The 22,955-nt window shown below is 71.6% G+C and carries 21 protein-coding genes; 1 reads left to right on the top strand and 20 read right to left on the bottom strand.

Annotated elements, in window-relative coordinates; all coding sequences use genetic code 11:
• The first annotated feature begins 42 nt into the window (after window positions 1-42).
• A complete protein-coding gene (gene ileS, locus FHP06_RS00955) occupies window positions 43-3,186 on the top strand; it encodes an isoleucine--tRNA ligase (protein WP_269140115.1) in 3,144 nt (1,047 codons plus the stop codon).
• 43 nt (window positions 3,187-3,229) lie between these two features.
• On the opposite strand, the gene FHP06_RS00950 is transcribed toward ileS, so the two are convergent.
• The 20 genes from FHP06_RS00950 to FHP06_RS00855 form a co-directional block, all read right to left on the bottom strand.
• Entirely contained in the window at window positions 3,230-4,021 is a 792-nt protein-coding gene (locus FHP06_RS00950; protein WP_147682926.1) for a DivIVA domain-containing protein, read from the bottom strand.
• A gap of 342 nt (window positions 4,022-4,363) precedes the next feature.
• A complete protein-coding gene (locus tag FHP06_RS00945; protein WP_147682924.1) occupies window positions 4,364-4,654 on the bottom strand; it encodes a YggT family protein in 291 nt (96 codons plus the stop codon).
• A gap of 3 nt (window positions 4,655-4,657) precedes the next feature.
• A complete protein-coding gene (locus tag FHP06_RS00940) occupies window positions 4,658-5,134 on the bottom strand; it encodes a cell division protein SepF (protein WP_147682922.1) in 477 nt (158 codons plus the stop codon).
• A 44-nt stretch (window positions 5,135-5,178) separates the two neighbouring features.
• Complete coding sequence (locus FHP06_RS00935; RefSeq protein ID WP_147682920.1) at window positions 5,179-5,865, bottom strand: YggS family pyridoxal phosphate-dependent enzyme; 687 nt, start codon at window positions 5,863-5,865, stop codon at window positions 5,179-5,181.
• The gene (locus tag FHP06_RS00930) at window positions 5,862-6,515 is read right to left on the bottom strand and encodes a polyphenol oxidase family protein (RefSeq protein WP_230973360.1); all 654 of its coding nucleotides are present in this window, start codon (window positions 6,513-6,515) and stop codon (window positions 5,862-5,864) included. The genes FHP06_RS00935 and FHP06_RS00930 overlap by 4 nt, the downstream gene beginning before the upstream one ends.
• 35 nt (window positions 6,516-6,550) lie before the next feature.
• A complete protein-coding gene (ftsZ, locus tag FHP06_RS00925) occupies window positions 6,551-7,678 on the bottom strand; it encodes a cell division protein FtsZ (RefSeq protein WP_147682916.1) in 1,128 nt (375 codons plus the stop codon).
• 151 nt (window positions 7,679-7,829) lie between these two features.
• Window positions 7,830-8,555, bottom strand: a complete 726-nt coding sequence (locus FHP06_RS00920; RefSeq protein ID WP_147682915.1) for a cell division protein FtsQ/DivIB — start codon at window positions 8,553-8,555, stop codon at window positions 7,830-7,832.
• Window positions 8,552-9,985: a UDP-N-acetylmuramate--L-alanine ligase gene (murC, locus tag FHP06_RS00915; RefSeq protein WP_147682913.1), complete on the bottom strand. Its 1,434-nt coding sequence runs from the start codon at window positions 9,983-9,985 to the stop codon at window positions 8,552-8,554. Before murC ends, FHP06_RS00920 begins: the two co-directional genes overlap by 4 nt.
• On the bottom strand, window positions 9,982-11,052 hold the full coding sequence (gene murG, locus FHP06_RS00910) for an undecaprenyldiphospho-muramoylpentapeptide beta-N-acetylglucosaminyltransferase (protein ID WP_147682911.1): 1,071 nt from the start codon (window positions 11,050-11,052) through the stop codon (window positions 9,982-9,984). Before murG ends, murC begins: the two co-directional genes overlap by 4 nt.
• A 3-nt stretch (window positions 11,053-11,055) precedes the next feature.
• Entirely contained in the window at window positions 11,056-12,285 is a 1,230-nt protein-coding gene (gene ftsW, locus FHP06_RS00905) for a putative lipid II flippase FtsW (RefSeq protein WP_147682909.1), read from the bottom strand.
• 10 nt (window positions 12,286-12,295) lie between these two features.
• Window positions 12,296-13,753 carry a UDP-N-acetylmuramoyl-L-alanine--D-glutamate ligase gene (gene murD / locus FHP06_RS00900; protein ID WP_147682907.1) on the bottom strand — a complete coding sequence of 486 codons (1,458 nt, stop codon included), beginning with the start codon at window positions 13,751-13,753 and terminating at the stop codon, window positions 12,296-12,298.
• Entirely contained in the window at window positions 13,750-14,814 is a 1,065-nt protein-coding gene (mraY, locus tag FHP06_RS00895) for a phospho-N-acetylmuramoyl-pentapeptide-transferase (protein WP_147682905.1), read from the bottom strand. Before mraY ends, murD begins: the two co-directional genes overlap by 4 nt.
• Window positions 14,811-16,166, bottom strand: coding sequence for a UDP-N-acetylmuramoyl-tripeptide--D-alanyl-D-alanine ligase (locus FHP06_RS00890; RefSeq protein ID WP_147682903.1), 1,356 nt, complete (start codon window positions 16,164-16,166; stop codon window positions 14,811-14,813). The genes mraY and FHP06_RS00890 overlap by 4 nt, the downstream gene beginning before the upstream one ends.
• Window positions 16,163-17,656 (bottom strand): UDP-N-acetylmuramoyl-L-alanyl-D-glutamate--2,6-diaminopimelate ligase, encoded by a 1,494-nt coding sequence (locus FHP06_RS00885; RefSeq protein WP_222706315.1) that lies wholly within the window; start codon window positions 17,654-17,656, stop codon window positions 16,163-16,165. The genes FHP06_RS00890 and FHP06_RS00885 overlap by 4 nt, the downstream gene beginning before the upstream one ends.
• Before the next feature lie 71 nt (window positions 17,657-17,727).
• A complete protein-coding gene (locus FHP06_RS00880; protein ID WP_147682899.1) occupies window positions 17,728-19,488 on the bottom strand; it encodes a peptidoglycan D,D-transpeptidase FtsI family protein in 1,761 nt (586 codons plus the stop codon).
• Entirely contained in the window at window positions 19,485-19,904 is a 420-nt protein-coding gene (locus tag FHP06_RS00875) for a septum formation initiator family protein (protein WP_147682897.1), read from the bottom strand. Before FHP06_RS00875 ends, FHP06_RS00880 begins: the two co-directional genes overlap by 4 nt.
• A complete protein-coding gene (rsmH, locus tag FHP06_RS00870) occupies window positions 19,901-20,848 on the bottom strand; it encodes a 16S rRNA (cytosine(1402)-N(4))-methyltransferase RsmH (protein ID WP_147682895.1) in 948 nt (315 codons plus the stop codon). The genes FHP06_RS00875 and rsmH overlap by 4 nt, the downstream gene beginning before the upstream one ends.
• A gap of 265 nt (window positions 20,849-21,113) precedes the next feature.
• Window positions 21,114-21,563 (bottom strand): division/cell wall cluster transcriptional repressor MraZ, encoded by a 450-nt coding sequence (mraZ, locus tag FHP06_RS00865; protein ID WP_269140114.1) that lies wholly within the window; start codon window positions 21,561-21,563, stop codon window positions 21,114-21,116.
• 228 nt (window positions 21,564-21,791) lie between these two features.
• Window positions 21,792-22,172, bottom strand: coding sequence for a DUF3040 domain-containing protein (locus FHP06_RS00860; protein WP_147682891.1), 381 nt, complete (start codon window positions 22,170-22,172; stop codon window positions 21,792-21,794).
• The gene (locus FHP06_RS00855; protein ID WP_147682889.1) at window positions 22,159-22,923 is read right to left on the bottom strand and encodes a class I SAM-dependent methyltransferase; all 765 of its coding nucleotides are present in this window, start codon (window positions 22,921-22,923) and stop codon (window positions 22,159-22,161) included. Before FHP06_RS00855 ends, FHP06_RS00860 begins: the two co-directional genes overlap by 14 nt.
• Between the last annotated feature and the right edge of the window lie 32 nt (window positions 22,924-22,955).

The raw sequence follows: 22,955 nt of genomic DNA, 5'->3' as shown, positions 1-22,955 counted from the left end.
CCCCGCCGAGGGCCTGTCACCCCCCGCCGTAGACTTTCGCGCGTGACCTCGCCCGACGCGACGCGCTCCGCGTACCGCCCTGTCCCGGCCCACGTCGATCTCCCCCGTCTGGAGCGGGAGATCATGGACCTGTGGGCCGAGCAAGGCACGTTCGAGGCCACGCTGAAGGCCACCGAGGACGCGCCGCGATGGACGTTCTACGAGGGACCGCCCACCGCGAACGGCACGCCGGGCACGCACCACGTCGAGGCGCGCGTCTTCAAGGACGTCTTCCCGCGGTTCAAGACCATGCAGGGGCACCACGTCGAGCGGAAGGCCGGCTGGGACTGCCACGGCCTGCCGGTCGAGATCGCGGTCGAGAAGGAGCTCGGGTTCAACGGCAAGCCCGACATCGAGGCGTTCGGCATCGCCGAGTTCAACGCCCGCTGCCGCGAGGCCGTGCTGCGGAACGTCGACCTCTTCGAGGAGATGACCGACCGCATGGGCTACTGGGTCGACATGTCCGACCCGTACCGGACCATGGACGCGCCGTACGTCGAGAGCGTGTGGTGGGCCCTGGCGCAGATCTTCGACAAGGGCCTCCTCGTCGAGGACTTCCGCGTGGCGCCGTACTGCCCGCGCTGCGGCACCACGCTGTCCGACCACGAGCTCGCGCAGGGCTACGAGACCATCACCGACCCGTCGGTCTACGTCCGGTTCCCGCTGACGTCCGGCCCTTACGCCGGCACGGCGTCGCTCCTGGTCTGGACCACCACGCCGTGGACGCTCGTCTCCAACGCGCTGGTCGCGGTCAAGGACGACGTCAGCTACGTGACGGCCACCAACGGCACCGAGACGGTCGTCGTCGCCGAGCCGCTCGTCGAGCACGCGCTCGGTGAGGGCTGGACGGTCCAGGACACCTTCGCCGGCGCGGACATGGTCGGCTGGACGTATCAGCGGCCGTTCGACCTGATCGAGTGGCCGGACGACCACGCGCACTTCGTCGTCGCCGAGGAGTACGTCACCACCACCGACGGCACGGGCCTGGTGCACCAGTCCCCCGCGTTCGGCGAGGACGACTTCGCGTCCGTGCGTCGCAACGGTGTCGCGATGGTCAACCCGATCGGCGAGGACGGGCACTTCCTGGCCGACGTCGGGCTGGTCGGCGGCCAGTTCTTCCGCGAGGCCAACGACGCCCTGCTCACGGACCTCACGCACCGCGACCTGCTGTTCCACCAGGTGCCGTACGAGCACTCCTACCCGCACTGCTGGCGCTGCCACACGCCGCTCATGTACTACGCGCTCCCGGCCTGGTACATCCGCACCACCGCGATCAAGGACGAGCTGATCGCCCAGAACGAGAACACCGCCTGGTACCCCAACACCATCAAGCACGGCCGCTACGGCGACTGGCTGAACAACAACATCGACTGGGCCCTGTCGCGCAACCGGTTCTGGGGCACGCCGCTGCCGATCTGGCGGAGCGAGGCCGACCCCACGAAGCTCGTCTGCGTCGACTCGCTCGCCCGGCTCTCCGAGCTCACCGGGCGCGACCTGTCCGACCTCGACCCGCACCGCCCGTTCATCGACGAGGTGACGTTCGAGCTCGACGGCGACACCTACCGCCGCGTGCCGGAGGTCATCGACGCGTGGTTCGACTCCGGCTCCATGCCGTTCGCCCAGTGGGGCTATCCGCACGTCGAGGGGTCCGAGGAGAAGTTCCAGCGCGCCTACCCGGCCCAGTACATCTGCGAGGCCATCGACCAGACCCGCGGCTGGTTCTACTCGCTGATGGCGGTCGGCACCCTCGTCTTCGACAAGAGCTCGTACGAGTCCGTCGTCTGCCTCGGCCACATCTTGGCCGAGGACGGTCGCAAGATGAGCAAGCACCTCGGCAACATCCTGCTGCCGATGCCGCTCATGGACGAGCACGGCGCCGACGCGCTCCGCTGGTTCATGGCGTGCTCCGGCTCCCCGTGGTCGGCCCGGCGCATCGGGCACACGGCGCTCTCGGAGATCGTCCGCAAGGTGCTGCTGACCTACTGGAACACCGCCGCGTTCCAGGCCCTGTACGCCAACGCCAACGACTGGACCCCCGGCAGCCCGGCCCCGACCGTCGCCGAGCGACCGGCCATGGACCGCTGGGTCCTCGGCGAGGCACACCGGCTCACGCAGCAGGTCACGGACGCCTTCGAGCAGTTCGACACCCAGCGCGCCGGCGCGCAGATCGCCGCCTACGTCGACCTGCTGTCCAACTGGTACGTGCGCCGCTCACGCCGTCGCTTCTGGGCCGGCGACCCGGCGGCACTCGCCACGCTGCACGAGACGCTCTACCTGGTCACCCTCCTCATGGCCCCGCTCACCCCGTTCGTCACCGAGCGCGTGTGGCAGGACCTGTTCGCCTCCACCTCCGACGAGCTGCCCCCGTCGGTGCACCTCGCCACGTGGCCGACGGTCGACGGGTCCCTCGTCGACGACGACCTCGACGCGCAGATGCGGCTGGCCCGCCGGATCGTCGAGCTGGGCCGGTCGGCCCGTGCGGAGGCCAAGGCGAAGACCCGTCAGCCGCTGCGCCGGGCCGTGGTCGCCACGTCGGCGTGGAACCAGCTCGGTGAGGAGCTCCGGGCCCAGATCGCCGAGGAGCTGAACGTCGGCGCGCTCGAGTCGTTCGCCACCACCGGCGACCTCGTCGACCACACCGCCAAGGGCAACTTCCGCGCGCTGGGCAAGAGGTTCGCGAAGGACACCCCGAAGGTCGCGGCGGCCATCGCCGCCGCGGACGCCGCCGAGCTCGCCGCGTCGCTCTCCGCCTCCGGCGCGGCCACGGTCTCCGTCGACGGTGCCGAGGTCGAGGTGGGCCCGGACGACGTCATCGTCTCCGAGCGGCCGCGCGAGGGCTGGTCCGTCGTGAACGACCAGGGCGAGACCGTGGCCCTCGACCTCGAGCTCGACGACGCCCTGCGCCGCGCCGGCGTCGCCCGCGAGGTGGTCCGTGCCGTGCAGGAGGCGCGCAAGGCCTCCGGCCTGGAGGTCACCGACCGCATCACGCTGCGCTGGACCGGCGGCGACGCCGTGACCGACGCCCTGGCCGTCCACGGCCAGGAGGTCGCCGACGAGGTGCTCGCCGTCGAGCTCACCCAGGACGCGAGCGCCGCCGACCACGGCGACCACGAGCTGGACCTGCGCTTCTCCCTCGCCAAGGCATGACGAAGGGCCGCTGTCCCCAGCGGCCCTTCGATCTGGTTGCTACCTAAATTCCGTCGTCGTCGCCCAGCAGCGACCGGAGGCGCCGGGGAGACGCGTCGGCCGCGGTCTGCACGGGGGCAGCGCTGGTGCTCTCGTTGGCGGCGAGCTGGTCGAGCTGGCTCTGGAAGTAGTTCTTGAGCCGGGCCCGGTACTCACGCTCGTACGCCCGCAGGTGCTCGACCTCGCGCTGGATCTCGTAGCGCTCGCGCTCGATCGTGGCGACGGCCTGCTGACGACGCTCGTTGGTCTCGTCGTCGAGCTTCTGCGCGCGGATGCGGGCGTCGGTCTCGAGACGGTCGGCCTTGCCGCGGGCCTCGTTGGTGAGGCGCTCCGCCTTGGCGCGGGCCTCGCCGACGATGCGGTCGGCCTCCTCCTTGGCGTTCTCGAGCAGCTCGTCCGCGTTGTCGGTGGCGATCTGCAGGAGGCGAGCGGCCGCCGTCGACGCCTCACCGATGGTGGGCGCGGTGGACGGGTCGGGCACCGCGGCGAGGGCCGGCTTGGGCTCCTCGACCTTCACGGGCTCCGGCTCCGGCTCGGGCTCGGGCTCGGGCTCCTTGACCTGCTCCTGCACCGCGGGCTGCGGGGCGGTGTCCTGGATCGCGGGGATGATGCCGGTGGGCTCTCCGGTGGATGCGGCGGCGACCTTCGCGCGAAGCTCTTCGTTCTCGACGGTCAGTCGCTCGAGCTCGGCCTCGACCTCGTCGAGGAACTGGTCGACCTCGCCCATGTCGTAACCCTCGCGGAGACGGACGGGCGTGAAACGCTTGTTACGCACGTCCTCGGGCGTCAGCGGCATGAGTTCACCTCGTGATTCGGGGTAGTGGGGGACTCTGTCCGGACCACGGTACTCCGTGGCTGATCACTTCTGCCACAGACGTCTCCGGCCGATCGCCGTCCCGGTGGTCGAGTGCCCGGCGAGCGCCAGCGATGAGACGGACCGACGAGCGCAAGCGAGGAGCGCCCGGCCAGGTCGAGCGACTGCGGCGCAGCCGCCTGCTTGACGAGACCACCAAGCGGTCTGAGGCTCGCCCGACGTCAGCGAGCCTGACAACCTACGAGGTCTCGATACGCCGGGCGGCTTCGCCGCAACGCACTCGACCTGGCCGCACGTTCGCGCGCTGCGCGCGCTCAGTGCGTCTCAGAACATCGTGCGTTCGACGATGATCTGCACGATGTAGATGCCGATCAGCAGGATCATCGGCGACAGGTCGAGCGCGGCCCCGCCCAGCCGGATCGGCGGGATGATGCCGCGGACCGCCCGCAGCGGCGGGTCGGTGGCCGTGTAGATGGCCTCGCACAGGGCGGCGACGGGCCCGGACGGACGCCAGGACCGGGCCAACAGCTGGACCCACTCGAGGACGAAACGGGCGAGGAGCAGCACGATGGCCACCCACAGGACGAACAGGATGATGCTGCCGACTGTGGCCATGTATCAACTCTGGTCGTAGAAGCCGCCCGCGGCAATGCGCTGCTTGTCCTCGTCCGTGACCTCCACGTTCGACGGCGACAGCAGGAAGACCTTGGCGGTGACGCGGTTGATCGAGCCGTGCGCGGCGAACACGAGTCCGGCGGCGAAGTCGACCAGGCGCTTGGCGTCGTCGTCGTCGATCTCGGACAGGTTCATGATCACGGGCACGCCGACGCGGTAGTGCTCACCGACGGTGCGCGCGTCGTTGTACGTGCGCGGGGTGACGGTCTCGATCCGCGAGAGGTCCGACGTCGGCACGGACACCGGACGCGACGGACGACGGTGCTCCTCGAGGTTCGCGACCGTGCCGGACCGGACGACGGCGGGACGACGCTCAGGCTCGCGCTCGCGCGGCATGGGCTCGTCGTCGTACTCCTCGTCGAACTCGGCCTGCTCGACCAGGCCGAGGTACTCGCCTACTTTTCGCATTGCGCCAGCCATGGGGATCTCCGTACGTCGCTGTGCCCTAAGTGACACGATTGACATTACCGGGCGGGAGGGCGCTCCCCGAGCACTGAACGCCCGACACGCAGGTGTGTCGCGCCGGCCGCGACGGCGTGCTCGAAGTCGTCGCTCATGCCCGCGGACACCACGGTGGCGCCGGGATGCTGCCGACGCAGGTCGGCGGACAGCTCCATCAGCCGGTCGAAGACGGGCCGCGGGTCGGCACCGAGCGGCGCGACGGTCATCAGCCCGCGGAGCGTGAGGGCCCCGAGGGAGGCGATCTCGTCGGCCAGCGCGAGGATCCCGTCGGGCGCCACGCCGGCGCGCCCGGCGTCCGCACCCTCCTGGAAGTCGACCTGCACGAGGCACTCGACCTCGCGGCCCGCGGCCTCGGCCCCGCGCGACAGCGAGCGGGCCAGCTTGGGCCGGTCGACGCTCTGCACGACGTCGGCGTACCGGGTGACCGCACCGGCCTTGTTGGTCTGCAAGCCCCCGACGAAGTGCAGGCGCAGCCCGTCGGTGACCTTGGACTCCGCCTCGGGGTGCCGGTTCTCGCCGATGTCGGTGACGCCGAGGTCGCGCAGCAGCTCCGCGTCGGAGTGCGGGTAGGTCTTGGTGACGACGATCAGCGTGATCTCGTCGCGCTGCCGGCCGGCGTCGGCGCAGGCGGACGCGATGCGCTCCTCGACGGCCGCCAGGTTCGCGGCCAGCTCGTCGCGGCGGGTCACCGGATCACCGCCACCGCTCCGAACCGACCCGTGTCGCCGCGCCGGTGGGAGAAGAACCGCTCGTCCTCCAGCGTGCAGACGTCGACGCGGTGCACGACGACGTCGCGCTGCTCCAGCTGGGACTGGACGCCGGCGCCGAGGTCGGCGGCCGGGGTGCCCTGACGAGTGGTGGAACGGGCCTCGGGCATGTGGTCGGCGACGTCCTCGGCCATCTCGGCCGGCAGCTCGTAGCAGAGCCCGCAGATGTGCGGGCCGACCCACGCCTCGAGCGAGGTGGCCCCGCGCGAGCGGAGAGCGTCGACGGCGGCCGGGACGACGCCCGCGACCAGCCCGTTCCGGCCGCTGTGCACCACGCCGACCAGGCCGTCGTCCGGCGCCGCGAGCACGATGGGGACGCAATCAGCGACGCGCACCAGCAGGCCGAGCCCTGGCGTGCCGGTCACGAGGGCGTCGGCGTCCGGGTGTCCACCGGCGGCGTCCACCCAGGCGACGTCGGCGCCGTGGACCTGGTGCATCGTGGCGACCGTCTCGACCCCGGCCGCGCGGGCCAGCTGGTCGCGCGAGCCGTCGATCGCCGCGGTGCTCAGGTCCAGCGAGCGGTCGGTGAACCCGAGCTCGATCGGCCCGGACGTGCCACGCCAGAAGAACACACCGGCGAGGCTACCGGCCGGCTCCAGCGACGAGGTCAGCGCAGGAAGTCGGGGATGTCGAGGTCGTCGCCGTACTCGGCCGGCGGCGGGTCGGCCGGGACGGTGACCCGCTCGGCCTCGCCGTCGAGGACCGGGTCCGCGGCGATCTGCTCGGCCGTGGGCGGCGTGACGGGGGCGTCCTTGAGCAGCGCGGGCTGCGACGCGTCGCGCACCTTGGGCTCGCCACCGTCGAACCCGGCGGCGATGACGGTGACCCGCACCTCGTCGCCGAGCGCGTCGTCGATGACCGCGCCGAAGATGATGTTGGCGTCCTGGTGCACCGCGTCGGCGACCAGTCCGGCGGCCTCGTTGATCTCGAACAGGCCGAGGTCGGACCCGCCGGCGATCGACAGGAGCACGCCGCGCGCGCCCTCGATGCTCGCCTCGAGCAGCGGGCTCGACACCGCCATCTCCGCGGCCACGGCCGCGCGGTGCTCGCCGCGTGCCGAGCCGATGCCCATGAGGGCCGAGCCGGCGTCGGACATCACGGACTTCACGTCGGCGAAGTCGAGGTTGATCAGGCCCGGCGTGGTGATGAGGTCGGTGATGCCGGAGACGCCCTGGTGGAGCACCTGGTCGGCCTGGCGGAACGAGTCGAGCAGGCTGACGTTCGGGTCGCTGATGGACAGCAGGCGGTCGTTGGGGATGACGATGAGGGTGTCGACCTCCTCGCGCAGCGACTGGATGCCGGTGTCGGCCTGCAGCGAGCGGTTGCGTCCCTCGAACGTGAACGGGCGCGTGACGACGCCGATGGTCAGGGCACCCAGGGACCGGGCGATGCGGGCCACGACGGGAGCGCCGCCGGTGCCGGTGCCGCCGCCCTCGCCTGCGGTGACGAAGACCATGTCGGCGCCCTTGATGGCGGCCTCGATCTCCTCGGCGTGGTCCTCGGCGGCCCGCTTGCCGATCTCAGGGTTCGCGCCGGCCCCGAGACCGCGCGTGGAGTCGCGTCCGACGTCGAGCTTGACGTCGGCGTCGCTCATGAGCAGAGCCTGCGCGTCGGTGTTGATCGCGATGAACTCGACGCCCTTCAGCCCGACCTCGATCATCCGGTTCACGGCGTTGACGCCGCCGCCACCGATGCCGACGACCTTGATCACGGCGAGGTAGTTCTGAACCGCCATGGTGCGTCCCTTCTCTGCCACTGGAAAATCCGGTGAACTCTAACCCTGAGGTGGAGGTTTATAGTTATGTCAACCTGCTGACACTGATGACGCTACGGGCGTTCCCGGCCTCCCCCCGGACGACACGCCGCGCCCCACCGCTGATTTGTCCTCAGGGCTTGGTGGTGGGCTGCTCCGGGGCGCTGACGTCGTAGCCGCGCGCCTTGATCTTGAGCAGCGGCCGCAGCACGCGGATCTTCTGCTCGCCCTTGGCCGCGCTCCCCCAGACCACCGTGCGGCCCTTGGTCAGGTTCAGCTCCACGGAGTCCTTCGTGTCGGCGGAGACGGCCTGAACCTGCTTGTACAGCGCGGGGTCGGACGTGCGGATCAGCTCGATGACGGTGGCGGCGGCCTCCAGCGACTGCTGGCGCTCGCGCGCCTCGAACGCCGTCACGTCGATCTCCATGAGCGACTTGGGCTGCTTGTCCAGGGTGCGGAAGTCGATGCCGTACTTGTCGATCAGCCGGACCTGCAGCCCGTCGCGGACCCACGCCACGGCCTTGCGCTCCTGGACCCGGATGACGAGCGTGTGCGGCCACTTCCGCGACACCACGGCCTTCTGCACCCGCGGGATGCCGGCCACCCGCGACTCGATCTGGGCGGTGTCGACCCGCACGAGCGGCTCCCCCAGGCGGACTGCGGCCTGCGACCGCACCTGGGCGGCCTTCAGCGTGGTGACGCCCTCGACCTTCACGGTCTGCACCGCGAGGACCTGCGAGAACCAGACGACCCACACAAGGGTGGCCGCGACGACGATGGACAGCACCACGAGGCCCGTCCGGCGGAGCCGGCGCCGCTTGTCGTCGCGCACCTTCTCCGCGAAGCGCTCCTCACTCATTGCTGATCGTCCGCCCACGGCCCGGAACCCCCGCCGGGCGAAAGACGTTCCAAGACGACCGGGCCGACCGTGGTGATGTCACCGGCTCCCAGGGTGAGCAGGAGGTCGCCCTCGTGCAGCAGCGGGACAAGGACGTCGGCGAGGTCGGCGACCGGTCCACCGGCCGTGGCCTCCGGCCTGTCGACGGTCTCGAGCACCGTGGCCGCCGTGACGTCGGGGTCGGGGTCCTCGCGGGCGAGGTAGAGGTCGGCCACCACGACGCGGTCGGCGGCAGACAGCTCCCGACCCATCTGCGCGCCGAAGATGCGGGTGCGGCTGACGAGGTGCGGCTGGAACGCGACGACCAGGCGGCCGCTGCCGGCCAGGGCCCGCGCCGCCGCGAGGTCGGCGCGGATCTCGGTCGGGTGGTGGGCGTAGGAGTCGTACACGCGGACTCCCCCGGCGTCGCCGAGGTGCTCCATCCGGCGGTGTGCGCCGGCGTAGCGGGAAAGCCCGTCGGCGAGCTGCTCGGCGTCGTGGCCCAGCACGAGCCCCGCGCCGAGCGCGAGGAGCGCGTCCTGCGCGTAGTGCTCCCCCGGGACGGCGAGCCGGACGTCGACGACGTGGCGACCGTCGCGCTCCACGCCGAACGTGGTGCCGCTCGGCTCCACGACCACGTCGACCGCCCGCAGGTCCGCGCCCGGGTCCGTGCCCGCCGTGACGACCGTCAGGCCGCGGGACCGTGCGCGCTCGGCCAGGCGAGCGGCACCGGGGTCGTCGGCCGCGAGGACGACGAAGCGGCCCACCGTGTCGACGAAGTCGGCGAACGCCGCGGCGTAGGCCTCCTCGGTGCCCCAGGTGTCGAGGTGGTCGGCGTCGACGTTCGTGATGATGGCGCCCTCCGGCTCGTAGACCAGGAAGGCGCCGTCGCTCTCGTCGGCCTCCGCGACGAGCACGTCCCCCGATCCGACCCGGGCGTTGGTGCCCAGGCCGGCGACCTCGGCGCCGATCGCGAACGACGGCTCGGCCCCGGCGGCGGTGAGCGCGAACGTCAGCATCGCGGTGGTGGTGGTCTTGCCGTGGGTCCCGGCCACTGCGACGGTGCGCCGGCCGGCCATGACCGAGCGGAGCCCGGCCGACCGCGGCCACAACCGGAGGCCGCGCTGCTGGGCCTCGACGACCTCGGGGTTGTCCTCCCGCACCGCCGTGGACGCCACCACGGTGTCCGCACCGGCCAGGTGCTCAGCGGCGTGCCCGACGAAGCAGGTGACGCCCTCCGACCGGAGCGCCTCGAGGACCGGTGAGTCCACGGCGTCGCTCCCGCTCACCGGGACGCCCTGCTGCACCATCAGCCGCGCGATGGCTGAGAGCCCGGCGCCACCGACGCCGATGAAGTGGACGTGGCCGAGACGGTCGACGGGCGGGATCTCGGTCGGGACCGGGATCCTCATCCGGCGGCCGCCACGATCATCTGGGCCAGGCGCTCGTCGGCGTCGCGCGGCACCAGACCCGTGGCGGCGCTCGACATCCGCTCAAGGCGGGCCGGATCGGTGACCAGCGGCACCAGCACCCGGTCGACCCAGGTGGGCGTGAGGGCCTCGTCGTCGATCATCAGCGCTCCCCCGGCCTTGACCACCGGGTGCGCGTTGTGGGCCTGCTCGCCGTTGCCGATGGGCAGCGGGACGAACGCCGCCGGCAGCCCGACGGCCGCGACCTCGGTGACCGTGTTGGCGCCGGCGCGGCAGACGATCAGGTCGGCGGCGGCGTAGGCGAGGTCGATCCGGTCGATGAAGCCGGCGACGACGTACGGCGGGTCACCGGCGCGCGGGTCGAGGGTGACCTCCTCGGGCCGCCCGGCCGCGTGCAGCACCTGCACCCCGGCGTCGGCGAGGTCGTGAGCAGCGCCCGAGACGGCGAGGTTGATGCGCCGGGCCCCCTGGGAGCCGCCGGTGACGAGCAGCGTCGGCCGGTCCGGGTCGAGGCCGAAGTGGGCGCGCGCCTCGGCCCGCAGGGCCGCGCGGTCCAGCTGCGAGATCTGCCGGCGGATCGGCAGCCCGAGGTAGGTGGCGTGCGGGAGGTCCGTGTCCGGGAAGCTGGTGGCGACGTGCTCGGTGAACCGCGCCCCCAGCTTGTTCGCGATGCCCGGGACGGCGTTGCCCTCGTGCACCACGAGCGGGAGGTGCCGCTTGCGGGCGACCAGGTACGCCGGCACCGAGACGTATCCGCCGAACCCGACGACGACGTCAGGCTTCACGCGGTCGAACACGTCGCCGGTGGCCTTCGCGGCCTGCCGGAGACGTTGCGGCACCTGCAGCAAGGCCTTGTTGGGCTTGCGGGGCAGCGGGACGGGCGGCACGAGCTCGAGCGGGTAGCCGGCCTCGGGCACGAGGGTGACCTCGAGGCCGCGTGGCGTGCCCAGACAGGTGATCTCCGCGCCCTCGTCGCGCAGCACCGCGGCGGTGGCGAGCAGCGGGGACGTGTGACCGGCGGTGCCTCCGCCAGCGAGCAGGACCCGCACGGCTCAGCGCCCCTTGGCGGCGCGGTGACCGCGCTTGCGCTTGCGGCGCTCCTTGCTCGCCGCGAGCGCGCGCTGGGCGCCGGGCTCGGTGGTGGCGCACTTGAGCAGGATGCCGCAGGCGACGACGGTCACGAGCAGGCTGGAGCCGCCGTACGACACCAGCGGGAGCGGGATGCCGATCACCGGCAGGAGGCCGAGCACCATGCCGATGTTGATGATCGCCTGGGACAGGATCCAGATGACGATGCCGGCGGCGGTGTAGCGGACGAACGGGTCGGGCGTCCGCGTGGCGGTGCGGATGCCCGCGACCGCGAGCATCACGAACAGCCCGAGCACGACGAAGCTGCCGATGAGGCCGAGCTCCTCGCCGATCACGGCGAGGATGAAGTCGGTGTGCGCCTCCGGCAGGGCGCCCCACTTCTGCCGGCTGCCGCCGAGCCCGACCCCCCAGAAGCCGCCGCGGGCGAAGCCCATCATCCCGTGGATGGCCTGGTAGCCGGCCTTGTCGGGGTCGGACATCGGGTCGAAGAAGTTGAGCAGGCGCGCGACGCGGTGCGGGGCGGTGGCGACGAAGAAGACGCAGATGACGCCGAGGCCCGCGACCACGGCCCCCATCTGCCGCGCCGGCAGGCCGACGACGAACAGCATCCCGACGATCACGGCGAACAGGACCAGCGCGGTGCCGAGGTCGTGCTGGCCGACGACGAGCGCCGCGACGCCGCCGGCGACCGGGATCATCGGCATCAGGATCATCCGCGTGGAGGAGAGCTTGCGGCCGCGGCGCGCGTAGAGGTCGGCGATCCACAGCACGACCGCGAGCTTGGCGAACTCCGACGGCTGCAGCTGGAACCCGCCGAACAACGGCAGCCAGTTGCGGTTGCCGTTGACGGAGATGCCGACGCCGGGCACGAACGTGGCGAAGATCAGCAGCACCGAGACGATCAGGAACGGCGTGATGAGGCGGCGCAGCAGCGTCAGCGGCATCTGGGCGACGATGATCGCCCCGATCACGCCGCCGATCGCGAAGATGGCCTGCCGCGCGACGATGGCGAACGAGCTGCCGTAGACGTTGAAGGCGAGCACCGAGCTCGCGCTGAGCACCATGATCAGCCCGAGGCCGAGCAGGAGCGCGGACGAGCCGAGCACGAGCTGGTAGGACGCCAGGGGGCGCTCGAGGACGCGATGAGCGGCGTCGACGACGGCGGGGGCGCGTCGGTCGGCAGTCGTGCTCATGCCGGTCCTCTCAGGCTCGGCCGTCGAGGCGTCTGACCGCCTCGACGAAGGCGTCTCCGCGAGCTGCGTAGTCGCGGAACTGGTCCATGGACGCGCATCCCGGGGCCAGCAGCACGGTGTCCCCCGCGCGTGCCATCCGTGTCGCGGACTCCACGACGCGGTCCATGAGGTCATCCTCCCTGCTCACGACCTCCACGACCGGCACATCCGGTGCGTGTCGCCGGAGCGCGTCGGCGATGACGTCCCGGTCCGTCCCGATGAGCACGACGCCGCGCAGGCGGTCCCGCGCGGCCTGGACGAGCTCGTCGAAGGTGGCGCCCTTGGCCAGTCCCCCGGCGATCCAGACGACGGAGTCGACGCTGGTCAGCGACGCGAGCGCGGCGTGCGGATTGGTGGCCTTGGAGTCGTCGACGTAACGGACCCCGTCGATCTCGGCGACCAGCGCGATGCGGTGCGGGCCGGCACGGAAGCTCCGGAGACCGTCGCGCACGGCCCTCGGCTCCACGCCGTGGGCGCGGGCGAGCGCGGCGGCGGCGAGCGCATTGGCCACCGTGTGCGGCGCGGCGTCGGGCAGGTCGGCCAGGGTGGCGAGCTCCTGGGCGCTGGAGTGCCGATCATCGATGAAGGCGCGGTCGGCCAGGACGTCGTCGACGACGCCGAGCATGCTCGGCCCCGGCACGCCGAGCGTGAACCCGATGGCCCGGGCGCCCTCGGCGACGTCGGCGTCGCGGACCATCTGCTCGGTGGCCGGGTCCTGGACGTTGTAGACGCACGCCACCTGGACGCCCTCGTAGACCCGGGCCTTGTCCGCGCCGTACGCCTCGAGCGAGCCGTGCCAGTCGAGGTGGTCGGGCGCCAGGTTGAGCACGGCCGCGCTCTCCGCGGCGATCGACGAGCTCCAGTGCAGCTGGTAGCTGGAGAGCTCCACGGCGAGCACGTCGAACCCTTCGGGGTCCATCACGGCCTGCAGCACCGGGGTGCCGACGTTGCCGACCGCGAGCCCGCGGAGCCCGGCGGCCTGCAGCATCGCCTCGAGCATCTGCACCACCGTGGTCTTGCCGTTGGTGCCGGTGACGCACAGCCAGGGCGCGGCGTCCTCCCCGCGGAGCCGCCAGGCGAGCTCGACCTCGCCCCACACCGGGACGCCCTTCGCCGCCGCCTCCACGAGCAGCGGCACGGTGGGCCGCCAGCCCGGCGACGTCACGACCAGGTCCGCCCGCGGCAGCCGTTCCGTGGAGCCCGGACCGAGCCGGAGGTCGGCCCCCAGGAACTCCAGAAGCCGAGCCTTCTCTGCATCACTCTCCGCCCACGGTCCGGAACCCCCGCCGGGGTCGTCCGGCTCCCGCTCGTCGAGCACGATCACCGACGCCCCGAGGTGCAGCAGCGTGTCCGCGGCGGCGAAGCCACTCACGCCGAAGCCGCACACCACCGCCGTGACCTGGTTCCACGGGGGCAGCGGGGTGCTCATACGCCGGTGACCCACTCCCAGTAGAAGATGCCGAGCCCGGTGATCACGCACAGACCGCTGATGATCCAGAAGCGGACCACGATCGTGATCTCCGCCCACCCCAGCAGCTCGAAGTGGTGCTGCAGGGGGGCCATCCGGAAGATCCGTTTGCCCTTCGTCAGCTTGAAGTAGGCCACCTGGAGGATCACCGATGCGGTGATGGCGACGAACAGGCCGCCGACGACGACCAGCAGCAGCTCGGTGCGGGTCATCAGCGCGAACCCGGCCATCGCGCCGCCGAGGCTCAGCGAGCCGGTGTCGCCCATGAAGATCTTGGCGGGCGACGCGTTCCACCACAGGAAGCCGAAGCACGCGCCCGTGAGCGCGGAGGCGACGACGGCGAGGTCGAGCGGGTCGCGCACCTCGTAGCACTTGAGCCCCGGGTTGTACTGACAGTTCTGGTTGCTCTGCCAGATGTTGATGAAGACGTAGGCGCCGAAGACCATCGTGGCGGCGCCGGTGGCGAGGCCGTCGAGGCCGTCGGTGAGGTTCACGCCGTTGCTGGTGCCGGCGATCATCAGCAGCACCCAGACGACGAGCAGGACGGTGGGCAGCTCCCAGCCGTCGAAGTCGCGCGTGAACGAGACGGCGTGCGTGATGACCGTGCGACCGGTGTTGTCCTCCCAGCCGATCGCGGCGATCGCGAAGACCAGGCCGACGACGATCTGGCCGATCATCTTCGCCTTGCTGCGCAGGCCGAGGCTGCGCTGCTTGGAGATCTTGATGTAGTCGTCCAGGAACCCGATGGCGCCGAGGCCGACGAACAGGAACAGCAGCAGGAGCGCCGACGCGCTGGGCCGGAAACCGGTGGCGAGCTTCGCGATCGCGTAGGAGACGACGACCGCGATGATGATCACCAGGCCGCCCATCGTGGGCGTGCCGCGCTTCGTGTGGTGCGACGTCGGGCCGTCGTCGCGGATCAGCTGGCCGTACCCCTTCTTGACCAGCACGCTGATCGCGAACCGCGTGCCGATGAGCGTCCCGAGGAGCGCGAACGCGCCGGCGATCAGGATGGCCTTCATCGCGTCGGGGTTCCTTCCAGCAGAGCCTCGGTCACACGCTCGAGTCGAGCGCCCCTCGATGCTTTCACGAGCACCACGTCGTCCGGCGCGAGCCACGCGGAGAGCGCCGAGACGGCCTCGGAGACGTCCGCCACGGCCCGGCCGCGCTCGCCTGCTCCCTCGGCGATCCCCGCGGCCCCGGGGCCGACGGCGAGGACCAGGTCGATCCCGAGGTCGGCGGCGAGGCGTCCGACGGCACGGTGCTGGTCGGCGCTGTCGGGCCCGAGCTCGAGCATCTCACCCAGCACCGCGATAGTGCGATGGCCGCCCAGCGACGGCAGGGTCTGCAGCGCGGCGGCCATCGACTCGGGGTTCGCGTTGTAGGCGTCGTCGATGACGACGAGCCCGTCCGAGCGGACGTGACGCGCCATCCGCATCGGTGACTGCGCACCGGCTCGTCCGAGCCGTTCGGAGATCGTGGGGAGGTCGAGCCCGAGCGCGATGCCTGCGGCTGCCGCAGCGGCGGCGTTCGCGGCGTGGTGCGCCCCGATCTGCGGGACGTGGACGTCGACCGTCTCGCCCCGGTACGTGAGGGAGAAGTGCGGCTCGCCGGCGGCGTCCAGCTCGACGTCGCCGAGGGTCACGTCGCCGGCCCGGCCGAAGGTCAGCACCCGTCCTGCGACCCGGTCGGCCATCGCTGCGACCCGGTGGTCGTCGGCGTTCAGCACGGCGGTGCCGTCGGCCGAGAGCGCGTCGACGATCTCGCCCTTCGCCTGGGCGGTGACGTTGGGCGAGCCGAACTCGCCGACGTGGGCGTGGCCGACGTTGAGGACGAGCGACACGTCCGGCGGCGCGATGCGGCAGAGAGCGGCGATGTGCCCGATGCCGCGGGCGCCCATCTCGACGACCAGGAATCTCGTGTCCTCGTCGATGCGCAGGACGGTCAGCGGCACCCCGAGGTCGTTGTTGAACGAGCCGCGCGGCGCCACGGTGGGACCGGTCGGCTCCAGCACCTGCGCCAGCAGGTCCTTGACGCTCGTCTTGCCCTGCGAGCCGGTCACGGCGACCACCGTGGTGCCGAGCCGCCGCAGGACCTCGGTGGCGAGCGTCGCCAGCGCCACCGTGACGTCGTCGACGACGACGCACGGCGCCTCGACCACGCGGGACGCGAGCACGGCTGCCGCACCTGCCGCCACGGCTTCCGTGGCGTAGTCGTGGCCGTCGACGTGCTCCCCGGCGAGTGCGACGAACAGGGCGCCGGGGCGGACGTCACGGGAGTCGAGCGTCGGGTCGCCGGAGACCACCGTGCCGGCGTCGCCGTGCTCGACGCCGCCGACGATCTCGGCGATCTCCCCGAGGCCGAGCCGGATCACGCGTGCTCCTCGATCAGCTCGCGGAGCACCGCCTTGTCGTCGAACGGGTGCACGACGCCGTCGACCTCCTGGCCCTGCTCGTGGCCCTTGCCCGCGACCACGACGGTGTCGCCGCGGTGCGCGAGCGCGACGGCGTGGGCGATGGCCTCGCGCCGCCCGGCCACCTCGATCGCTGCACCCGGTCCGTCGGCCGCACCGCGCAGCACCTCGGCCCGGATCAGGGCCGCGTCCTCCGTGCGCGGGTTGTCGTCGGTGACGACGACGAGGTCGGCGTGCTCCGCCGCGGCGGCACCCATGATCGGCCGCTTGCCCTGGTCGCGGTCGCCGCCGGCGCCGATCACGATCACCAGCCGGCCGGGCGTGACCGGGCGCAAGGCGCTGAGGACGGCCACGACGGCGTCGGGCTTGTGGGCGTAGTCGACGATCGCGGTGAACTCCTGGCCCGCCTCGACCCGCTCCATCCGGCCAGGCACGCCGGTGCTGCCCGCGATGCCGGCGGCCAGGGCCGTGGCGTCGAAGCCGGCCGTCGCGAGGCCTGCCACCACCGCGAGCGCGTTGGAGACGTTGAAGACGCCCGGGAGCGGCACCGAGAGCTCCAGCTCCAGCCCGTTCGGTCCCAAGACCTCCAGCTCGGTCCCCAGCCGGTGCGGCCGCACGTTCGCGGCCCGCCAGTCGGCGGCTGCGCCCTCCGACGAGAACGTGACGACGTCGAGCGGGGTGAGGTCGAGCAGGCGGCGGCCATAGGGGTCGTCGACGTTCACGACGCCCCGACGGGCGTGCTCGGGGGTGAACAGCGCCGCCTTGGCGAGGAAGTACTCCTCCATGTCGCCGTGGAAGTCGAGGTGGTCGCGGCCGAGGTTGAGGAACGCGGCCACGTCGAACACGACTCCGTCGACGCGCCCCTGCACCATTGCGTGACTGGACACCTCCATGGCGCAGGCCTCGACCCGCTCCTCGCGCATCACGGCGAACAGGGCCTGCAGCGCGGGCGCCTCCGGTGTGGTGAGGGCGGAGTCCGCAGGCACCCCGGCGATCCGGGTGCCGATCGTGCCGACGACCGCGGACCGGTGACCGGCGAGCGCCGCCTCGGCGAGGTAGGTGCTGGTGGTCTTGCCCTGCGTGCCCGTGATCCCGAACGTCGTCATCGACGTCGCGGGGTGGTCGTAGAACCAGGCGCTCAGCTCGGCCAGCCGGGATCGCGGCTCGTCGACGACCAGCACAGGCAGGTCGGTATCAACTCGCTGGGCACCGTCGGCGTCGGTGAGCACCGCCACGGCTCCGGCCTCGACGGCCGCGGCCACGTGGTCGGCACCGTGCGACCGGGCCCCGGGCAGTGCGGCGTACAGGTCGCCGGGGACCACGAGGCCGGTGTTCAGGGCGATGCCCGTCACCTCTGCCGCGCCCGACGGGCTGATGCCGAGGTGATCGGCCACGTCGGCCAGGGCGCGTCGCGGGGGTGCCTCCGGACGGACCCGCATCACCTCGACCACGTGAGCGACACTACTCATTCGCCGCCCACGGCCCGGCACCCCCGCCGGGCGATCACGACCGGCCGCGCGGGTCACCAGTCCTGGCGGACCTTGGGCGGCTTGGAGCCCGTCGGCGCGACGCCGAAGCGCTCCAGCGCCATCGACATGATGTCGTGGAAGACCGGGCCGGCGGTCGAGCCGCCGCCTGCCGCCGAGTACGGCTTGTCGAGCACGATGTAGGTCAGGAAGCGCGGCTTGTCGGCCGGGGCGAAGCCCATGAAGGACACCGTGTTCTGGCCACGCACGTACTTGCCGGTGACCGGGTTGACCCGCCAGGCGGTACCCGTCTTGCCGGCGACCCGGTAGCCCGGGATCGCGGCGGCGGGAGCGGTGCCGTCCTTCGCTGTGACGGCCTCCATCATGCGGGTGACGATCGCGGCCGCCTTCTTGGACACCACGCGTCGCGAGGCGGTCGGCTCGGCGTCGGTGCGCTTGCCGTCCGGCGAGATGAATCCCTCCACGACGGTGGGGTCGACCATGACGCCGCCGTTGGCGATGGCACCCACGGCGCGAACCATCTGCATCGCCGTCACCGAGACGCCCTGGCCGAACGCGATGGTCGCGTGGTTCGCCTTCGTCCACTCCTTGCCCGGCTTGAGGATGCCCTGGGACTCGCCGGGCAGCTCGACGCCGGACTTCGTGCCGAAGCCGAACTTGTGGAAGTAGCGGTACATCGTCTCGTCGCTCATCTGCTGCGACGCCACGATCGTGCCGAGGTTCGACGACTTCGCGATGACGCCGGCGGCTGTGAGGTGGATCGTGCCGTGCTTCCAGTAGTCACCGATGTGGAACTTGTCGATCGTCATGCCGCCCGGCACCACGATGGGGGTGTCCGGCGCGATCTTGCCCTGGTCGGCGAGCGAGGCCATCGTGACCGTCTTCATGACCGAGCCCGGCTCGTAGACGTTCTGCACGGCCCGCGACACCGTGTTGTAGTCCTGCATCCCGGTCTGGTTGTCGGGGTCGAACGTCGGCACCTGCGACATCTGGACGATCTGCCCGGTCCGGACGTCCATCGTGATGGCCAGGCCCCAGTCGGAACTGGACGCGCGGACCGCGTCGGCCAGCCGCTGGTCGGCGTACCACTGGAGGTCGCGGTCGATGGTGGAGACGACGTCGCCGCCGGGCACCATCTTCTTGACGGTGCTGTCGGCCATCGGGATCCGCTGGCCGGTCGGCGACACCTCGTAGGTGCTCGAGCCGTCCGTGCCGGTCAGCTGCTTGTCGTACTGGCGCTCGATGCCCTGCACGCCCTTGCCGCTGCCGTCGACGTAGCCGATCAGGTTGGCCGCGAGCCGGCCGCCCGGGTACGTGCGCAGCGACTCCTTCTCCGAGAACACCCCGGTGAAGCCGGCCTTCTGGACGGCGGCGACCGCCTTCTTCGCGGTCCAGGCCGGGACACCCTTCACGAGGTACACGAACCGCGAGTCGGGCTTGCGCAGCTTGTCGATGGTGTCGAAGTAGTCGATGTGGTCCTCGCCGATCTTCTGCACCAGGATGCGGGCGATCCGCGGGGCGTTGTCCGACGTCATGCTCGGGTCGGCCGTGATGGTCAAGCCGTCGACGCTGGTGGCCAGATCCTTGCCGTTGCGGTCGAGGATGTCGCCGCGCGGCGCGGGAACCGTGGTGCGGGCCGTGCCCGCCTCGACCGCCCGGGCCGCGTACGCCTGCGTGTCGAGGCCCTGGATCTGGAACAGCCGGAGACCGAAGATCGTGAACACCAGGACGACGACGACCAGGAAGCCGCGCAGCCGACGCCGCGACAGGCTGTGCCGGTTTCTGGGGCGCGTCACTGGGTCACCCGCCGGATGGAGCCCTTGGCCGGAGCCGGGACAGCCTTGCCGATGACCTCACCGTCGGTGATCCGCAGGAAGATCGGGTTCGCGCTCGGCACCATGCCGAGCTGGAGCGCGCGCTGGGCGATGTTCGACGGGCTCTGCATCCGGTCGACCTCACGGCTGAGCGCCTGCTGCTGGGTCTGGAGCGCGTCGGCCTCGTCGGAGAGCCGGGCGGCCTCGAACGACTGGGCCTGGAGCACCGTGCTGATCAGGATCAGCCCGACCAGGCCGGCGCCGAGCAGTGTGAGGACCACGACGACGAACGGCGCCTTGCGGGCCCGGCTGCTGACCGGGGCCACGAGGCGGAGCGCACGGCTGCGCGTCTGCGGCTTCTGCGGGCGCAGGCGCGGCGCGGCGAGGTGCGCGCTCATGCCGCGACCCGCTCGACGGCGCGCAGCCGGACCGACTTCGCGCGTGGGTTCTGGAGGATCTCGACCTCGCTCGCCTTCTCCGCACCGCGGGTCAGCAGGCGGAACGCGGGCTGATGGTCGACGGGCACGACCGGGAGGTCGCGCGGGACGTCGGACGTGGTGACCTTCGCGAACGTGCGCTTGGTGAACCGGTCCTCGAGCGAGTGGTAGGCGAGGACGACCACGCGACCGCCGGGGGCCATGACGTCGAGGGCGGCCGGCAGCGCCCGCTCGTACGCCCCGAGCTCGTCGTTGACCTCGATGCGCAGCGCCTGGAACGTGCGCTTGGCCGGGTTGCCGCCGGTGCGGCGTGCCGCGGCCGGGATGGAGTCGCGGATCAGCTCGACGAGCCGCGCGCTGGTGCTGAACGGCTCCTCGGCCCGGGCCGCCACCACCGCCGCGGCGATGCGGCCGGCGAACTTCTCCTCGCCGTACACGCGCAGCACGCGGGCCAGGTCGGCGGTCTCGTAGGTGTTGAGGACGTCCGCGGCGGTCATCCCCTCGTCGGGGTTCATCCGCATGTCGAGCGGAGCGTCCTGCGCGTAGGCGAAGCCCCGCGTCGCGAGGTCGAGCTGCATCGAGGAGACCCCGAGGTCGAAGAGGATCCCGTTCACGGCGTCGAACCCGGCGTCCCGCACCACGTCGGCCACCTCGTCGTAGACGGCGTGCGCGAGCGTCACCCGGTCACCGAACGGGGCGAGCCTCTCCCCCGCACGCGCCAGGGCCTGCGGGTCGCGGTCGATGCCGATGACGTGGAGGTCCTCGAAGCGGGTGAGCATGGCCTCGGTGTGACCACCCAGGCCGAGCGTGGCGTCGACGACGACGGGACGGTCCCCGGTCACCGATGGCGCCAGGAGCTCGAGCACCCGCTCGAGCAGGACCGGGACGTGCTTGGGGTCGTTCATCCGAGCCTCGCGAGGAACGCGATGCCGACGGCCGCCGTGACGGACGCCCCGAGGGAGAAGCCCATGAGCAGCACGGCGTCGGCGACCTCGTGCCGCACTCGCCTCGTGGTCTGCATCGGATCTCCTGGGTCTCGCGTCGTGGTGCTGGTCGGGGGCTGGGTCGTGGGGCCGGAACCCCGCCCGTAGGGCTCTGGCACCGGGGAAGTGGTGTCAGATCCACACGGCCGAGGATCGGGCCACGCGACTGGGTCGTCGGGACGGGAGCTCAGAAGACGCCGGGCATCACCTCGTCCGACATGTCCGCGAACGGCTGCTCCTGGCTGTCGCTGAACTCGGTCCAGCGGCTGGAGTCCCAGATCTCGATGCGGTCCATCGCCCCGACCACGGTCACGTCGCGGTCGAGCGAGGCCCACTCGCGCAGCACCGGCGGGATGGAGATCCGCCCCTGCTTGTCCGGCACCTCCGACGAGGCGCCGGAGTAGAGCATGCGGATGAAGTTGCGGGCGTCCTTGTTGGTGAACGGCGTCTCGCGGATCCGGTCGGTGAAGGAGCTGAACGACTCCGGCGTCCAGCCGTAGACGCACTTCTCCTGGCCGCGGGTCAGCACGATGCCGTGCTCCAGCCTCGGGCGGAACTTGGCCGGCAGGAACAGCCGGGACTTGTCGTCCAGGCGCGGCGTGTAGGTGCCGAAGAAGTTGTTGACATCCAGGCTCACCCCGCTCCTCCTTGCTCGACCAGCTCTCTGCCTGTTCCTCCATTTCGCCCCACCGTACTCCACCTTCCCCCACCGTCAAACACCTTCACGCCAATTCGCGCCACATTTTCGGCGCGCCTCAGCGACCCGTGGAGCGGGCGATCAGGCCTGGAGGCGCAACGAAAAGACCGCCCTGGTGAGGGCGGTCAGTCGGAAGTGGAGGGAAGTGGAGCGCTCAGGCCGTGCGAGCTAGAAGCCGTCGCCGTCCTGGCGGCGGTGGAAGCGCTCCTCGAAGCGGTCGATGATCGAGCCGGTGGGCTTGCTCGGGGCGGACTCCGCCCGTCGCTCCTCGCTCGTGCCGATGCCACGCTTCCAGGCCGTCACGAAGAGATAGGCCGAGCCGAGCATCACCACGAAGCCGAGCACGCCCAGCCACGTCATGGCCGAGACCGCGCCGCCGAGCAGCAGGGCCATGCCGGCCACGAACCCGAGCACCGCGAGGACAGCCACCCGGCGGTTGTGCGCCAGGAACTTGGAACCGCGGAGCGTCGACGCGAAGTCGGGGTCCTCGGCGGCGAGGGACTGCTCCAGCTGGTGCAGCAGTCGGGCCTCTTCCTCAGACAGTGGCACGGGGAACTCCTCGATCGGACGGTGCTGTGGTCAAGTCTAGGCGCGCGACGGACTGCAGACCAGCGGAAAGCGCAGCCATGTCGGGCGACGTCCTCACCAGCCTTTCCAGGGCGAACAGCGCGTCCCGCGCGCCCGGCTCGATGTCCACGAGGGCGCTCGGGACCAGGTCCGCGAACACGCGCAGGGCGTTCGTCTGCACGGGCGTGAAGCCGTGGGCGGCCAGGAGGGCGTCGATCTCCGCGACGACGAACCGCCGCGGGCCGTCGGTCCGCAGGTCCCAGGTGTCGGCCCGGGCGGAGAACAGCGTCTCGGCGCCGGCGAAGTCGCCGGCCAGCGCGCGAGCCACGACACCGGCCAGCCGGCCCGCGACCACGATGCTCACGTGGCCGCCGTCCCGCAGCACCTTCGCGGTGGACGCGAGGGCCTGCCCCGGGTCGTCGACGTGCTCCAGCACGCCGTGGCACACGACGAGGTCGAACGACCCGGCGTCGACGTGCTCGACGAGGTCCTCCGTGTCACCCAAGATCCCGGTGACCGCGGTGCCGGCCTCGCTCGCTCGACGGTCCAGGGACGCCAGGGCGTCGGGGCTCGGGTCTACGACGGTCACTCGGTGCCCGAGGAGCGCCAGCCGGACGGCGTCGCCGCCGGTGCCTCCGCCGAGGTCGAGGACGTCGAGCGGACGGTCGTGGGAGGTCGCGGCGACGGCGTCGAGCACCGCGTTCCACATGACCTCAGTCCGGACCGGTCCCATGGACAGCACTGTGCCACAGCGCTAGATCCATT

Source organism: Aeromicrobium terrae, assembly GCF_008039565.1.
GTDB classification, from domain to species: Bacteria; Actinomycetota; Actinomycetes; order Propionibacteriales; family Nocardioidaceae; genus Aeromicrobium; species Aeromicrobium terrae.
The sequence above is the reverse complement of the archived record's forward strand: the minus strand, read 5'-3'. Positions and strand labels throughout refer to the sequence as shown.